This is a genomic window from Streptomyces sp. NPDC055749 (genome assembly GCF_053617235.1).
This window is the reverse complement of sequence record NZ_JBSHFH010000096.1, coordinates 1-14,273: the sequence shown is the minus strand read 5'-3', so window position 1 is coordinate 14,273 and position 14,273 is coordinate 1. Positions and strand designations below refer to the sequence as shown.

General features: G+C 71.1%; 12 protein-coding genes. 4 read left to right on the top strand and 8 right to left on the bottom strand.

What is annotated here, in order from left to right; genetic code table 11:
- Positions 1-62: 62 nt before the first annotated feature.
- From ACWGO0_RS36375 to ACWGO0_RS36355, 5 genes are all read right to left on the bottom strand, one after another.
- Positions 63-3,110 carry an NPCBM/NEW2 domain-containing protein gene (locus ACWGO0_RS36375; protein ID WP_453544632.1) on the bottom strand — a complete coding sequence of 1,016 codons (3,048 nt, stop codon included), beginning with the start codon at positions 3,108-3,110 and terminating at the stop codon, positions 63-65.
- Positions 3,111-3,224: 114 nt separating this feature from the next.
- A complete protein-coding gene (gene mshC, locus ACWGO0_RS36370) occupies positions 3,225-4,454 on the bottom strand; it encodes a cysteine--1-D-myo-inosityl 2-amino-2-deoxy-alpha-D-glucopyranoside ligase (protein ID WP_453544630.1) in 1,230 nt (409 codons plus the stop codon).
- Between the two features lie 98 nt (positions 4,455-4,552).
- The gene (locus tag ACWGO0_RS36365) at positions 4,553-5,413 is read right to left on the bottom strand and encodes an SCO1664 family protein (RefSeq protein WP_453544628.1); all 861 of its coding nucleotides are present in this window, start codon (positions 5,411-5,413) and stop codon (positions 4,553-4,555) included.
- On the bottom strand, positions 5,377-5,967 hold the full coding sequence (locus ACWGO0_RS36360) for a DUF3090 domain-containing protein (protein WP_383785275.1): 591 nt from the start codon (positions 5,965-5,967) through the stop codon (positions 5,377-5,379). The genes ACWGO0_RS36365 and ACWGO0_RS36360 overlap by 37 nt, the downstream gene beginning before the upstream one ends.
- Positions 5,968-6,071: 104 nt before the next feature.
- Positions 6,072-6,782: a histidine phosphatase family protein gene (locus tag ACWGO0_RS36355; protein WP_453544626.1), complete on the bottom strand. Its 711-nt coding sequence runs from the start codon at positions 6,780-6,782 to the stop codon at positions 6,072-6,074.
- A 70-nt stretch (positions 6,783-6,852) separates the two neighbouring features.
- On the opposite strand from ACWGO0_RS36355, the gene corA reads away from it, so the two are divergent.
- Complete coding sequence (corA, locus tag ACWGO0_RS36350; RefSeq protein WP_453544624.1) at positions 6,853-7,839, top strand: magnesium/cobalt transporter CorA; 987 nt, start codon at positions 6,853-6,855, stop codon at positions 7,837-7,839.
- Positions 7,840-7,851: 12 nt separating this feature from the next.
- Here corA and ACWGO0_RS36345 read toward each other — a convergent pair whose 3' ends face one another.
- Together ACWGO0_RS36345 and ACWGO0_RS36340 are read right to left on the bottom strand one after the other, a co-directional pair.
- Positions 7,852-8,640, bottom strand: a complete 789-nt coding sequence (locus tag ACWGO0_RS36345; RefSeq protein WP_453544622.1) for a ferritin-like domain-containing protein — start codon at positions 8,638-8,640, stop codon at positions 7,852-7,854.
- A 239-nt stretch (positions 8,641-8,879) separates the two neighbouring features.
- Complete coding sequence (locus tag ACWGO0_RS36340) at positions 8,880-9,929, bottom strand: LLM class F420-dependent oxidoreductase (RefSeq protein ID WP_453544620.1); 1,050 nt, start codon at positions 9,927-9,929, stop codon at positions 8,880-8,882.
- A gap of 139 nt (positions 9,930-10,068) precedes the next feature.
- Here ACWGO0_RS36340 and ACWGO0_RS36335 point away from each other — a divergent pair, with 139 nt between their 5' ends.
- Positions 10,069-11,052 (top strand): aldo/keto reductase, encoded by a 984-nt coding sequence (locus tag ACWGO0_RS36335; protein WP_453544618.1) that lies wholly within the window; start codon positions 10,069-10,071, stop codon positions 11,050-11,052.
- Positions 11,049-13,262, top strand: coding sequence for a helix-hairpin-helix domain-containing protein (locus ACWGO0_RS36330; RefSeq protein WP_453544616.1), 2,214 nt, complete (start codon positions 11,049-11,051; stop codon positions 13,260-13,262). Before ACWGO0_RS36335 ends, ACWGO0_RS36330 begins: the two co-directional genes overlap by 4 nt.
- Before the next feature lie 88 nt (positions 13,263-13,350).
- Here ACWGO0_RS36330 and ACWGO0_RS36325 read toward each other — a convergent pair whose 3' ends face one another.
- Complete coding sequence (locus ACWGO0_RS36325; RefSeq protein WP_453544614.1) at positions 13,351-14,010, bottom strand: hypothetical protein; 660 nt, start codon at positions 14,008-14,010, stop codon at positions 13,351-13,353.
- A 47-nt stretch (positions 14,011-14,057) separates the two neighbouring features.
- Here ACWGO0_RS36325 and ACWGO0_RS36320 point away from each other — a divergent pair, with 47 nt between their 5' ends.
- The gene (locus tag ACWGO0_RS36320) at positions 14,058-14,246 is read left to right on the top strand and encodes a DUF5703 family protein (RefSeq protein WP_185301746.1); all 189 of its coding nucleotides are present in this window, start codon (positions 14,058-14,060) and stop codon (positions 14,244-14,246) included.
- Positions 14,247-14,273 lie beyond the last annotated feature (27 nt).

Here is a 14,273-nt window from a genome sequence, read left to right as displayed (position 1 = left end):
GAACAGATCCCGCCCGGCGCCCCTGTGTCCGTCCGGCGCCGGTATCCGGTCCCGGCGTCCGGTCAGGCGCAGCTGAATCTCGCCGCCGCCCAGTCGCCGTGGTCACCGGTCTTGGAACCATTGGTGTCCGTGACCTTCAGACGCACATGGCGCGCGCCTTCGAGGTTCACGTCGACGGGCACGGTCGCCGAGGCGCCGGTCAGCTTCGGCGAGGTCCACAGCACCTTGCCGTCGGCCTCCACGGAGAACGCCACCTCGCCGTAGCCGTTGATCTCGTCGTCGATGCCCACGTCCGCGGTGAACGCGGTGCACCGGCCGCCGAGATAGATCTCGATGTCGGAATCGGCGTGGGTGCCGATCCCCTTCTCGTACGTCTTCCCCGCCAGGGTCAGCGTGTGCCCGTCGCTCGCCCCGGACTCGCCGTTGGAGCGGTCGCGCTCGGCGGGCCCGTACCCGTTGGCCGACTTCAGCCAGACCAGGTCGCTCGCCCAGGCAGCGCCGGCCGGGGGCGGTGGCATCACCGCGACGGCGAGGCGCTGCGCGGTCGTGCGGGCCTCGCCCGCCGAGCGGTAGCGGGCGAGCGCGGTGATCCGCGACTCCCCCGCCGTGGCGTCCGGCGCCGGGGTGACCGTCACCTCGACCCGCCGGGTGGTGCCCGCCGCGATGCGCGGCACGGTCGCCGCCGGGGTGACCTGCCAGCCCGCCGGGACGTCGAGGGTCACGGTGGTGTCGTTGAGGTCCGCGGAACCCGCGGTGACGTCGACGGAGACCGTGCCGGCCACTCCCGCGCCCACCTCCTGCGCGTCCGGGGCGGCGACGACGGCCGTCGCGCCGGGCTTCTTCCCGCCGACGGCGCTGGCGTTCTCCAGTGTGAGCGTGAACGCCTGACCGGTGCTCAGCGGAGCGGTCTTGACCTTCACCACGCCGCCCCGGTCGTCCTGGTCGTACCACCAGCCCTGCTTCGCGGCCTTGAGCTCGGCCGCCGAACGCACCTGCGGCAGCTTGCCCGCGAGCTTCACGGCGCTGGGCGCGGAGCCGGTGTGCACGGTGAACTCGTACGGGCGGCTGCTCTGTTTGCCCGCGAAATTCCCCTGGCTCTCCCCGATGCGTACGGTGACATCGCCCGCGCCGCTCTTCGGCGCGTCCACGACGGCCCGCTGCGTGGCGTACTTGCCGTCGCGGTGCTGCCGGGTGACGCCGTCGTCCTCGTACAGCGTGAACGACGAATTCCCCTGCGGATACACGTCCCAGGCCAGCGGCGAGTCCGCCGTGCGGTCCTCGTACGAGCGGATGCCGGGCCACATCGGCACGGCGGCGCCCGCCTTCACGAAGAGCGGGAGGGTGTCGAGGGGGGCGCTGTAGTGGTCGACGGTGGTGGGCCCCTGGTAGGTCCGGCCGCTCCAGTAGTCGGTCCAGGTGCCCTTCGGCAGATAGATCGAACTGCGCTCGGTGGCGTCCTCGTAGACGGGGGCGACCAGGAAGTGCTCACCCGACATGAACTCGTACTTCGCCGCGTCCGACGCCGCCTTGGGGTCGTCCGGGTACTCAAGGACGAGCGGGCGGACCATGCCGACGCCGGTCTTCGTCGCCTCGTGGGCGTACGAGTACTGGTAGGGCAGCAGCGACTCCTTGAGCTTCAGGTAGTCGCGGTTGATGGAGGTGTACGGCTCGCCGTACCGGAAGGGCTGCTTGTCGTTCGCCGCCCAGCCGTCCATGGTCATCGTCGTGCCCAGGAACATCTTCCACTGGAGGTCCCGGGTGTACGTCTTGGCGCTGCCGCCGAAGATGCCGTCGACGTCGCCCGTGGTGTACGCGAGTCCCGACATCGTGGCGCCCGCGTAGGTCGGGATCTGCCAGCGGATGTACTCCCAGGTGCCGTACTGGTCGCCGGACCACTGCACTCCGCAGCGCTGGGCACCCGACCAGCTCTCGGGAGCCCAGGTGAAGCCGCGGGCGTCGCTGTTGTCCTCGATGCCCTTGTAGGCGTCCTTGCAGCCGTCCAGGGCGAACTTGTAGCCCGCGCCGATCCAGGCGACATCGAGCTTGGCGACCCGCTGGCCCGCCTTCACCTGGTCGGCGAGCTTGTCGATGCCGTCCTCCGTCCAGAGGCCGAGCTGCATACTGCGGTCCTGGAGGCCCTCGGCGGTCTCGGCCAGGTCCTCGTACCCGCAGCCGTAGCCGTCGTTGACGAGCATCCAGCCGTTCGGCATGTCGTTCTCGACGTAGCCGTCGGCGACCTTCAGCGCGTCCAGGGTGTGCCGCTCACCTCGGTTGGCGTTGTGCAGATAGCAGTCGGCGTCGCCGATCTCCATGCCGTAGACGGGCGGCAGGAAGGGCTTGCCGGTGAGCTTCGTGTACTGGCCGATGACGTTCTTGGCGTCACCCGCGAAGTAGTAGGCGTCGAAGCGCTGTTCCCGCGCACTCGTCGTCACCGGGTCGGTGAAGGCGTAGGTGTTGGGAGCGTAGGTGTTGCGGTAGACGCCGTATCCGGCGGAGGAGAGATAGAACGGGACCGAGTTGGGGTGGCCGCCGTCGTCCCAGTTGTAGTCGACGCCGACCTCGACGGTCTTGCCGCGGTGCGAGGTGTTGCCGCGGCCGTTCTGCATCCCGGCGCCGTAGAACTGCTCGTCGGCGCCGCGGGCGAGGGTCTGGGTGGTCTTCTCCGCGTCCCAGCTCAGCCCCTTGGCCTCGGACCAGACCTGGCTGCCGTCGGCCCGGTACAGCGCGAACCGCAGCGGCGACTTGTAGGCCCGCAGGGTGACGCCGCCGCTCGCGGAGAGTTCGTAGCGGTCGCCGTGGTCCTTCCAGCTGGTGCGCGGCGGGGCGCCCTGAGGCAGGACGATGTCGTCGCCGGTCGGGTCGGCGAACCTGCCGTCCGGGGCGAGCTCGATACGGAAGGTCTCCGCGGAGACGAAGCTGACCCGGGCCTCGGCCTTGCCGGCTGTCAGGTGGTAGACGGGCCCGTCGGCGGAGAACCCGGTGACGTCACCGACGGTCGTGCCCACCGGTTCGGACGGCTCGGCCTGGGCGTGGCCCGGCCCCGCGAGTACCGCGAGCAGTCCGAGCAGGCCGGCAACTGCCGCCGCTCTGATGCGCGTTGATGATTGCATAGAGCGCTTTTAGCGCAACTTCGAGCACTTGACCACGGACAAAAGGGAACCGGCCCCGAACTTCGTGAAGAAGTCCGGGGCCGGTCCTTGGATTCTCGGATCCTCGTGCGGCTGCTAGAGGGCGACGCCGAGCAGGGCGTCGACGGTGCGCGAGACGAGGCCGGGCGCGCCCTCGTCCGTGCCGCCGCCGGAGCTCTGCAGAGCGGCCCAGCGGTCCACGGCCGCGAGTGCGGACGGGGTGTCCAGGTCGTCGGCGAGGGCCTCGCGGACCTCTTCCACGAGGGCGTCGGCGGACGGCCCGTCGGGGCGGGAGACCGCGGCGCGCCAGCGGCCGACCCGCTCCACGGCGTCGGCCAGCACCTGGTCGGTCCACTCCCAGTCGGCCCGGTAGTGGTGCGAGAGCAGGGCCAGCCGGATCGCGGCCGGGTCCACGCCTTCGCGGCGCAGCGCCGACACGAAGACCAGGTTGCCCTTGGACTTCGACATCTTCTCGCCGTTCAGGCCGACCATGCCCGCGTGCACGTACGCCTGGGCGAACGGGTGCTCGCCGGTCAGCACCTGGGCGTGCGAGGCGCCCATCTCGTGGTGCGGGAAGGCGAGGTCGGAGCCGCCTCCCTGGACGTCGAAGCCCATGCCGAGGTGGTCCAGGGCGATGGCGACGCACTCGATGTGCCAGCCGGGGCGGCCGAGACCGAGCGTGCCACCGTCCCAGCTGGGCTCGCCCTCACGGGCGGCCATCCACAGCATCGGGTCGAGGGGGTTCTTCTTGCCGGGGCGCTCCGGGTCGCCGCCGCGCTCGGCGGACAGCAGCCGCATGGCTTCGGCGTCGAGGTTGGAGACCTCCCCGAAGTGCGGGTCGGCCTCGACGGAGAAGTACACGTCCCCGTCGAGCTCGTAGGCGGCGCCCGCGTCCCGGAGCCGTTCGACGAGCGGGACGATGCCGGGTATCGCCTCCACCGCGCCGATGTAGTGCTGCGGCGGGAGCATCCGCAGGGCGGTCATGTCCTCCCGGAACAGGGCCGTCTCGCGCTCGGCGAGCTCGGTCCAGTCCTGACCGTCGCGTACGGCCCGCTCAAGCAGCGGATCATCCACGTCGGTCACGTTCTGGACGTAGTGAACCTGCCGCTTGGTGTCGAGCCACACGCGCTGAACGAGGTCGAACGCGTTGTAGGTCGCCGCATGACCCATGTGGGTCGCGTCGTACGGCGTGATGCCGCAGACATAGATGCGGGCGACGGGACCGGGGTCAAGGGTGATCCGTCCGCCGGTCGCGGTGTCGTGGATCCGAAGGTCGCGGCCCTTGCCAGGCAGGGCGGGGACCTCAGAAGCGGGCCAGGCATGCATGTCATGAGCGTAACCGGACGATGCTTCCGGATACGAACCGGACCAGGAGATCTTGGCCGCATCGGCACTCTTGACGGCGCGAAGTCGTCCCGTCGCCCTCACACAGGTGGCCACGGAATCGCCGGCCATTCCCCGCTCGGCTCGGGATGCCGCCCCGTGGCCAGCAGCGCTCCCACACGCCCCCGCAACGCGTCCAGCTCGGCCGCCGTGATCAGTTCCCCCAGCCGGGTGGCGAGCGCCGCTCCCGGGGCGAGTTCCGCGTCCAGCCGGGCCAGCACCTCCACCGCCTCGTCCGTCAGCGGTTCGCCCGCCCAGCCCCACAGCAGTGTGCGCAGCTTGTCGTCGGCGTTGAAGGTGACCCCGTGGTCGATGCCGTACAGCCGGCCGCCGGGTGCGGGCAGCAGGTGGCCGCCCTTCCGGTCGCCGTTGTTGATCACCGCGTCGAGCACCGCGAGGCGCCGCAGCCGCGGATCGTCGGCGTGCACGAGCAGAGCGGTCTTCCCCTCCCCGACCTCCGCGAAGCCCACGGCCTTCCAGCCGTCCCCCGGCTCCTCCTCCTCGACGAGCGCGAGCAGCGAAGGCTCACCCGCGTCCGTGGAGCCCTCGGCGGAACCGTCGGGAGCCGCCTCGATCCACAGCTGGCACATGCCCTCGCCGTACGGCCCGTCACGCAGCACCGTCGGCGGCACGAGCCCCCACCCGGTCGCCTCGGAGATCTCGTACGCGGCCACCTCGCGCTGCGCGAGGGTCCCGTCGGGGAAGTCCCACAGCGGCTGTTCCCCGGCGACGGGCTTGTAGACGCAGGTCCGCTCCTCGCCCTCGTACGCGACCGTGCAGTACAGCACCGCGTTGGACGCGCCCCGGACCTGTCCGCGGACCGTGAGCTCCCCGTCCGCGAGCAGGGTCAGCAGCCCGGTCCCGGTCAGGCTCCGCGACGGTATCCGTTCTGGCGCGGGCATACGTGTCCTTCCGGGTCGAGCGGCAGGCTGCACAGCGGGCACGGCGGGCGGCCGGCGTTCACGACGTCCAGGGCGCGCTTGGCGAACGCACGGGCCTGCGCGCCGCTCAGCCGGACGCGGAGCATCGGCGGACCGTTCTCCTCGTCCTGCAGGAGCCTTTCCTCGGCCTCCGCGAGGTCGTCCTCGGTGTCGGCGTCCAGCTCGACGAGCGCCTGCGCCTCGACGATCATCCGCTGTTCCTCGCCGTCCCAGGCGAGGGCCATCGTGCCGACCCTGAACTCCTCCTCGACGGGAGCGTCCAGCGGTGCGGTGTCGGTGACGTCCATGGGCGCCACGGCCGGTACCGGCGAGTTGCCGCCGGTCCGTCTCACGACCTCGTCGAGCAGTTCATCGATCCGTTCGGCCAACGCCGCGACCTGGGTCTTCTCCAGGGCCACGCTGGTGACTCGCCCCCTGGAGGAAGCCTGCAGGAAAAACGTACGGCGGCCAGGCAGCCCGACCGTACCGGCCACGAAACGGTCCGGGGGGTCATAGAGGAACACCTGACGGGACACGTCCTGTCTCCCTTGAGAATTGACGGCGAATGGGGGCGGCCGGAGTCCGGAGGGATGCCCCCGGAACGGCCCCTACGGCGCGTCCACCCTACTGCGCGGAGCGATCACGGCGCCCCAGCGCCGCCCCCGACCGCCGCATCCGTCGCGGTGTCGCCCGCGGCGTCGGCGCCGGCGGCCTGTTCGCGCGGGGCCAGGGAGGCGAAGTCCCCGGTGTCGCCCAGCCGGAGAAGGAAGGGCCGCAGCCGGGTGTAGCGGATCGCGGTCACCGAGCACGGATCGGCGTGGACCCGCTGGAAGAGGTCCAGATGCATGCCGAGCGCGTCGGCGACAAGGGACTTGATGATGTCGCCGTGCGAGCACATCAGGTACGTCGCGTCGTCGCCGTGCTCCGCCTCGATGCGGGCGTTCCAGTCCCGTACGGCTTCGACCGCCCTGGCCTGCATCGCCCGCATGGACTCGCCGCCGGGGAACGCGGCGGCCGAGGGGTGCTGCTGGACGACGGCCATCAGCGGGTCGTCGGACAGTTCCGCGAGCTTGCGCCCCGACCAGTCTCCGTAGTCGCACTCGCTGATCCGGTCCTCGGTGTGGAACGGCAGGCCGGGGCGGGCGTCGAGCAGGGGCTGAAGCGTTTCGCGGCAGCGCTCCAGGGGACTGCTCACGGCGGCGGCGAGCGTGATCGCGGCCAGCCGCCCGGGCAGCGCGGCTGCCTGCTCGGCGCCGCGTTCGTCCAGGGAGACACCGGGGGTACGGCCGGCGAGCACTCCCGCGGTGTTGGCGGTTGAGCGGCCGTGGCGTACGAGGATCAGCGTGGGCATAGGAACCAGCGTAGAGGGCAGGCGGAAGCTCTCAGGTGCGGAGTCGACGGAGGCAAGGAAGAATGCGCGCGTGATTGTCGACAGTGCCATTTACCGGGACGGGCGCCGGACCGACGGCCCCGCCGACCTCTCCGACGCCCTGGACGAGGCACGGGCCAGCGGGGACGCGTTCCTCTGGATCGGACTGCATGAGCCCACGGAGAAGGAGTTCTCGCTCGTCAGCAGCGAGTTCGGACTCCACCCGCTGGCGGTGGAGGACGCGCTGCGGGCCCACCAGCGGCCCAAGCTTGAGGTCTACGACGATTCACTGTTCGTCGTCATCAAGCCGGTCGTGTACGAGCCGGAGAGCGACACGGTGAGCACCGACGAGCTGATGGTCTTCATCGGTGATTCGTTCGTCGTAACGGTCAGACACGGTGAGAGCGCGCCTCTCGCGGCCGTACGCCGCCGTCTGGAGGCCGAGCCCGAGGTGCTCAGGCACGGCCCCACAGCAGTGCTGTACGCGGTCAGCGACGCGATCGTGGACCACTACATCGACGTGGCCGCCGAGCTCCAGGTGGACCTGGAGGAGCTGGAGACGCGGGTGTTCGCGCCGGGCGGCAGCGCCGACTCCTCGAATCCGGCGGCCCGCATCTACACCTTCAAGCGCCAGGTGCTCGAGTTCCGCCGGGCCACGGGTCCGCTGACCTCGCCGATGAACCGCCTCGCGAGCGCGGGGGTGCCCTTCGTCCACGGGCACGCGCAGCCGTTCTTCCGGGACGTGAGCGACCACCTGACGCGCGTCAACGAGCAGGTGGAGGGATTGGACCGGCTGCTGTCGGACATTCTTTCGGCCCATCTGGCGCAGATGGGGGTGCGGCAGAACGACGACATGCGGAAGATCTCGGCGTGGGCCGCCATGGCCGCTGTGCCGACCATGGTGGCCGGCGTCTACGGCATGAACTTCGACCACATGCCGGAGCTGCACTGGGTGTGGACGTATCCGACGGTGATCGCGCTGATGGCCTGCGCGGTCTTCGGGCTGCACCGCCTGTTCAAGCGCCGCGGCTGGCTCTGAGCCCCCCGGGGGTCAGGCGAACTCGGGCTCGGCCGTGGCGGGTCCGCCCAGCGCGTCGCGTCGCGAGGGCTGTTCCAGGGTCACCATGCGGCGCCAGCCGATCAGGCGCTCGTACGCGTACATGGCGTGGATGCCCGCTGCCAGCAGCGCCGACTTGGCCCTGGACCAGTGCAGGATGGCGCCCATGTTCGCCATCACGGCGAGGCTGACGTCCCGGTACACCCGGATCTCGACCATGGCGCACTCCCGCAGGGTGCGCTGGATCATGCGGCCGTGACCGGCGCCGGCGAATCGGAGCAGTTCCTCGTGGGTGTACGCGAGGTGGTTGTCCTCGTCGTTCGAGATCATCGTCACCGGGCGCCCGATGTCGGGGTGGTCGGCGAAGTGCTTGCGCAGCAGCTGCATCTGTTCGGCGCCACGCTGTTCGGTGACCCTGCTGTGTGCCAGGTAGGTGACGATGTCCCGCTCCGAGAGCGGCTCGTCCCGCTTGAGCTGTTCATGGGCGAGGCCGATGCCGTGCTTCTCCAGAAGCATCGTGTAGTCGACCTCGTGCGGTACCTCGACCGGGGTAAGTCCGCGCTTCTTCATGAGCGCGTTGAAGATCCGGCCGTGCTTGTCCTCATCGGTGCCGTGCCGGACGATCTTGGGGGCCAGTTCCTGCTGACTCGGCGGGACGAGCGCCGCGATCCTGCCGTTCTCCCAGCCGCCCTGGGCCTCCCCGCTGGCGGCGATGGAGCAGAAGAGCCGGAAGGATTCGTCGTCGTCGAGAATCTCCTGGAACAGACTTTTTGCCGAGAGCATCACTGCCACCTCCGTACCGTTTGTCCCCGGGGACAAAGTCAAATGCGGTACGGGGGAGTAGGCAACACGAGGGCCGCGAGGCAGGGCCGAACGGACGCCGCGGGGCCGAAGCACGGCTGGGGCGTAACCGGGCGGCCCGCGGCGCGTTGTTCTCCGTAACGGCCGTGGCGGGGAAGACCCCCGAGCCCCCACCACGGCCGTAGTGCTGCCCCTGGACCGTTGGGACAGCGTGGACGGGGTTACGCGAGCCCGGCGCGCTCCATGGCGTCCGTACCCGCGCGCAGGGCCGTGAGCCGCTCGTCGAGCGTGAAGCCCGCCGGGGCGAGGGTCAGCGTGGTGACACCGGCCGACGCGTAGGCCTGCATACGCTCGGCGATCCGCTCCACCGGGCCGAGCAGCGCGGTCTGGTCGATGAGCTGGTGCGGTACGGCAGCGGCTGCGCCTGCCTTGTCGCCGGCCAGGTACTTGTCCTGGATCTCGGCGGCCTCCTTCTCGTACCCCATGCGCTGGGCGAGCTGGTTGTAGAAGTTCTGCTTGCGGCTGCCCATGCCGCCGACGTACAGCGCGGTGTACGGGCGGAACATGTCGGCGAGGCCGTTGACGTCGTCGCCAAGGGCGAGCGGCAGCGTCGGGCAGACGTCGAAGCCCTCCATGGTCTTCCCGGCCTTCTCGCGCCCTGCGCGCAGGTGCTTCAGGGCCGTGTCCTCCAGGTGCTCGGCGGACGGGAAGATCAGCAGCGCCCCGTCGGCGATCTCGCCGGTCTGTTCCAGGTTCTTCGGACCGATGGCGGCGATGTACAGCGGGATGTGCTCGCGCTCCGGGTGCACGGTGAGCTTGATGGGCTTGCCCGGTCCGTCGGGCAGCGGAAGCGTCCAGTGTTCGCCCTCGTACGAGAGACGCTCGCGCGCCATGGCCTTGCGGACGATCTCGACGTACTCACGGGTGCGGGCCAGCGGCTTGTCGAACTTGACGCCGTACCAGCCCTCGGAGACCTGCGGGCCCGAGACACCGAGGCCGAGCCGGAAGCGGCCACCGGAGAGCGAGTCGAGGGTGGCCGCGGTCATCGCGGTCATCGCGGGCTGCCTGGCCGGGATCTGCATGATCGCGGAGCCGACGTCGATGGACCGGGTCTGGGCGGCGACCCACGTCAGCACCGTGGGGGCGTCGGAGCCGTACGCCTCGGCCGCCCAGCAGACGTCATAGCCGAGCCGGTCGGCCTCCTGGGCGACGGCGAGGTTGTCGCCGTCCATTCCCGCTCCCCAGTAACCGAGATTGATGCCGAGCCGCATAACCGCTCCCATACTGATCAGTAACGTCCCTGTGGTCCGGACTCTAGCGCGCGGCACCTCGATCCGGCAGGGCTCGGGCCCCGTCACGTTGTCCACAGGCTTCCACTCCATGGGGTGATGGCCAGTAATCTCAGCGCCCATGGAGCAGAGGCATCTCGGCCGTACCGGCCTTCGCGTGTCACGGATCGGGCTCGGCACTCTCACCTGGGGCCGGGACACCGACGAGCACGACGCCGCCGACCAGCTCAAAGCCTTCTGGGACGCGGGCGGGACGCTGGTCGACACGGCCGATGTGTACGGCGGCGGGGAGGCCGAGTACCTGCTCGGGCGATTCGTCGACAGCCTCGTACCGCGGCGGGATCTCGTCATCGCCACGAAGGCGGGCAGCGTGCCCGATCCTTACCGCCGGTTCGACGGATCGCGCGGCCATCTGCTCGCCGCGCTCGACGCCTCGCTCGACCGTCTCGGCACGGACTACGTGGACCTGTGGCAGATCCACGCCTTCGATCCGGTGACCCCGCTCGAGGAGACGCTCCAGGCGGTCGACCTCGCGGTGTCGTCCGGACGTGTCAGATACGCGGGGGTGTCGAACTTCTGCGGCTGGCAGCTCGCCAAGGCGGCCACCTGGCAGCTCGCGGCACCCGGGGTGCGCAGCCGTCTCGCGAGTACGCAGATGGAGTACTCGCTGCTCCAGCGGGGCGTGGAGCGGGAGGTGCTGCCGGCCGCACTCGACCTGGGGGTGGGGCTGCTGCCCTCGTCCCCGCTGGGACGGGGCGTGCTGACGGGCAAGTACCAGCTGGGCACTCCTTCGGGCTCGCGCGGCGCCTCGGAACACCTGGCTCCGTTCGTCGAGCCGTATCTCGACGATCCGGCGAGCCGCATCGTGGACGCGGTGACCACGGCTGCCGAGGGGCTCTCCACCACGGCTCTCCAGGTGGCGCTGGCCTGGGTGCGGGACCGTCCGGGGGTGGTGGCCCCGATCATCGGCGCGCGCAACGCGCAGCAGCTCACGGAGGCTTTGTCAGTGGAGGCGCTTAGTCTTCCTGACGAGATCTGCCAGGCGCTCGACGATGTGTCGGCGCCCGTGCACCGCTATCCCGACCAGGACTGGAGCACGCTGTGACTGCGCTTCCCCGGGGGGAAACCCCAGGCCCCTCGGCCGCCGACGGCCCTGACGACACGGACGCCGAGAGCCCCGCTCAGGAGCCCACCGGCACCACCGAAGGCACGGAAGGAGCCGAAGGCACCGAGGTGGCCGAGGGAGCCGGTGAGGCGAAGCCCGCGCCCTCCGAGGCCGAGATCGAGCTCGCCGCCCAGCGCGAACTTCACGAGCGCATCGAGAAGCGCAAGGCCGAGAAGGAAGGCCCCATTCCGGCCGGTACGAAGCTGAGCGGCACCGCCGCGGATCTCCTGGCCGCCGTCCGGGCAGTCGAGAGCGGTGAGAAGGCAGGCGCGGCGTTCTTCGACTCCCCCGCGTCGCCCCCCGCGCCCCGTCGCGCCGTCCAGCCGGCCACCCCCGCGCCCGATCGGCCCCGGGTAGCCGACCCGTCCCGCCCGGCGCAGGGCGTGTCACCCGAGGCCACGGCGGCGGCGCAGGCGGTGCTCGCCGAGGGCGGGGCTCCCGAAGCCCTGGCACGCCCGGCGGCCGAGACGCTGGGCGAGCAGGCCGCGGACGTCCTGCGCGAGGACCCCTGGCAGCTGCTGGCCGTCCCCGGAGTCCGCCCCGAGCAGGCCGACGGATTCGCCCGCGCCCTGCTGGGCGCCGAGTGCGGACCGGACGACGAGCGGCGCAGCGCGGCGCTCGTCGGCTGGCTGCTGGAGCGTGCGGCGCTCCAGGGCCACACCGCGCTGGACGCGTCGGCGGTGCGCACGGCGCTGGCCGAGCGTGCGGTGACCGACCCGGACGCGGCCGTGGAGCACGCCGTGGCCGAGGGCGTGGTCCTCGTCTTCCAGGAAGGGCTGGACCCCACCGCGTCCGGCGGCCCGGCCGAGCTCGCCGAGGAGGACGAACAGCCCGGCGAGAGCGCCGAGGAAGGCGCCGACGACGAGCAGCCGGTGCCGGTGCTGCTGGGACTCGACCGTTACGCCCTCGCCGAGGAAAGCCTCGCCGACGGCCTGGCACGGCTGCTGAACGCCTGCGAGAAGGGCGCCGACTGGTCGCAGGCCGCGTCCGCCGCCCCGTCGCCCTCGGCCGCCGAACTCATCCGTACGGTCGCCACCGGCGGCCTGGTCGTCCACTCGGGCGGTGAAGCCGCCCGGGCCGAGCCCGCGGCCCTGATCGCGGCGGCGAACGGTCTGGGGCTCCGCGCCGTGGGAGCCACCCACAGCGCGGACGGCCGGCACCGGCTCGCCGCGGCGGTGGGTGATCCCGCGTCGGCGGTCACGCTGTCCGGGCTGCTCTCCGGCACGGAGGGCCCCGGACGGGACGAGGAGGGTGCGCTGGCCCTCGATCTACTGGTGGTGCTCGATGCCCCGCAGCTGGATGTGGAGACCGCAGCGATCCTGGTGGAATCCCTCGCCGACGGAACCCGGCTGTTGCTGAGCGGCGACCCCGGCGTGCTGGGCTCCGCCGGTGCGGGTCGGGTGTTCGGCGATGTGCTGGCGTCCCGGGCCTGCCCGCAGGTGGTGTCCCGGACCCCCGACCCCGGACCGATCGGCGAGCTCGTCTCCGGCATCGGGATCGGTGAGCTGAGCCAGGTCGAGGCTCCCGGCAAGGAGGTGGTGATCGTTCCCGTGCGCGATGCGGGCGAGGCGGTCCACCGCACCGTGCAGCTGGTCGCCGATTCGGTTCCCCGTGCCATCGGCGTGCCATCGGCCGACACCCAGGTGATCACCGTGGGGCACGGCGGCTCGGCGGGCACCAGAGCGCTGAACACGGCGCTCAAACAGCGGCTCAATCCGGGCCCCGGCCGCTTCGGCGGCTTCGACCCCGGCGACCGCGTCGTCCATGTCCCGGCGCCCGGCCGCGCCGTCCCCGGATCGGTCGTCTCGGCCGACGCCGAGGGCCTTCACCTCGACTGCGCGGGCACCCCCGTCGTCGTACCCCAGGACCGGGTCGAATCGTCCGTGCGGCACAGCTGGGCGCTCAGTGCCCATCAGGCGGCCGGCATGCGCTGGCCCGCCGTCGTCGTCGTGCTGCCGGGGGACGCCGCGCAGGGGCTGAGCAGGCCGTGGGTGTACACCGCCTTCAGCCGCGGCGAGCGTCATCTCTCCGTCGTCCACGGCGTGGACCAGGCGCTGCCGCGCGCCGTGGCCGAGATCCCCGCCCAGGAGCGGACCACCCGGCTGCGCCCCCTCCTGGAGGCGCTGCCGACGCCGGACTCCGCGTCCTAGCAGCACAACTCCACGGACCTGGTCCGGACAGCCCTGTGGCCCGGTGCGTCGCACCGGGCCACAGGCACCGCTCCGCGCCGGGCGACGGTCAGGGGCTGTCGGCCGTCAGCTCCTCCAGGTCCTCGTCCATGTCGTCCTCGTCGAAGACCGAACTGACATCGAACCGGCAGACCACCAGCTGCGGATCGGCCTGCTCGAAGGGTGCTCCCAGCCACTCCCCCGGCTCCGGAAGCTCGTCGGAGGCGGCGACCCAGAGCGTCGAGTCGCCCTCCTCCAGACCGAACTCCTTGTGCCGCGAGGCGATCTCGTCCGCCTCGTACTCCCCGAAGATCACACCGAGCGCGGCATGGACGCTCGTACCGATCACAGCGGCGGCATCGCTGCCGCGCCCGTCCGGATCGAGGTCGGCGAGCCTCTGCGCCTGGGAGAGCAGCCTCGGGGGCTCCACGACGGCGTAGTCCCGCCGGATCAGCACACTCAGCGCATGGGGCTCCTCCGGGCCCGCGTACGGCGGCAACGAGTCGTCCGCACCGGGGATCTCGAAAGGGGTGACCTCGTCGTGACGGTCGTAGAGCAGTTCGTCATAGACCTCGGCCGCAGCGGCCAGTGCGTTGAACGCTTCGTAGACGGCGGGATCGTCGTCCCCGGTACGGCGTTCGACCGCGTCGAGGTGACGGTCGAGCGCGGCTTTGACCGCTTCGGCGGCGGCGCGTACCTCGGCAGCGGTGGGCTGCGCAGCATCAGACATAGTGCAGACGCTATCCGTACACGGGCTCTGCCCGCACAATAGATGCGATGCCGGAATACGAATTTGTCGACGTGTACGTGCCGCGCGGGGTGTCCCGCAAGGAAGCGACCCGACTGCTCACCGACCATGCCGAGTACGGACACTGGGAGTTGGACCGACTCACGCTGCGCCTGGACGGCAGCCGCAGAGTGCGGTTGCGGCGGCGGATCATCCGCCAGCTACGGGCCACCTGGTGAGAAGGAGCGGGCCGCGCGGAGTCGCGC

Excerpts from the sequence above, each read along its gene's own strand:
- ACWGO0_RS36375 (WP_453544632.1), bottom strand. The coding sequence starts at position 3,110 with ATGCAATCATCAACGCGCATCAGAGCGGCGGCAGTTGCCGGCCTGCTC.
- mshC (WP_453544630.1), bottom strand. The coding sequence starts at position 4,454 with ATGCATGCCTGGCCCGCTTCTGAGGTCCCCGCCCTGCCTGGCAAGGGC.
- ACWGO0_RS36365 (WP_453544628.1), bottom strand. The coding sequence starts at position 5,413 with ATGCCCGCGCCAGAACGGATACCGTCGCGGAGCCTGACCGGGACCGGG.
- ACWGO0_RS36355 (WP_453544626.1), bottom strand. The coding sequence starts at position 6,782 with ATGCCCACGCTGATCCTCGTACGCCACGGCCGCTCAACCGCCAACACC.
- ACWGO0_RS36345 (WP_453544622.1), bottom strand. The coding sequence starts at position 8,640 with ATGCTCTCGGCAAAAAGTCTGTTCCAGGAGATTCTCGACGACGACGAA.
- ACWGO0_RS36340 (WP_453544620.1), bottom strand. The coding sequence starts at position 9,929 with ATGCGGCTCGGCATCAATCTCGGTTACTGGGGAGCGGGAATGGACGGC.
- ACWGO0_RS36335 (WP_453544618.1), top strand. The coding sequence starts at position 10,069 with ATGGAGCAGAGGCATCTCGGCCGTACCGGCCTTCGCGTGTCACGGATC.
- ACWGO0_RS36325 (WP_453544614.1), bottom strand. The coding sequence starts at position 14,010 with ATGTCTGATGCTGCGCAGCCCACCGCTGCCGAGGTACGCGCCGCCGCC.
- ACWGO0_RS36320 (WP_185301746.1), top strand. The coding sequence starts at position 14,058 with ATGCCGGAATACGAATTTGTCGACGTGTACGTGCCGCGCGGGGTGTCC.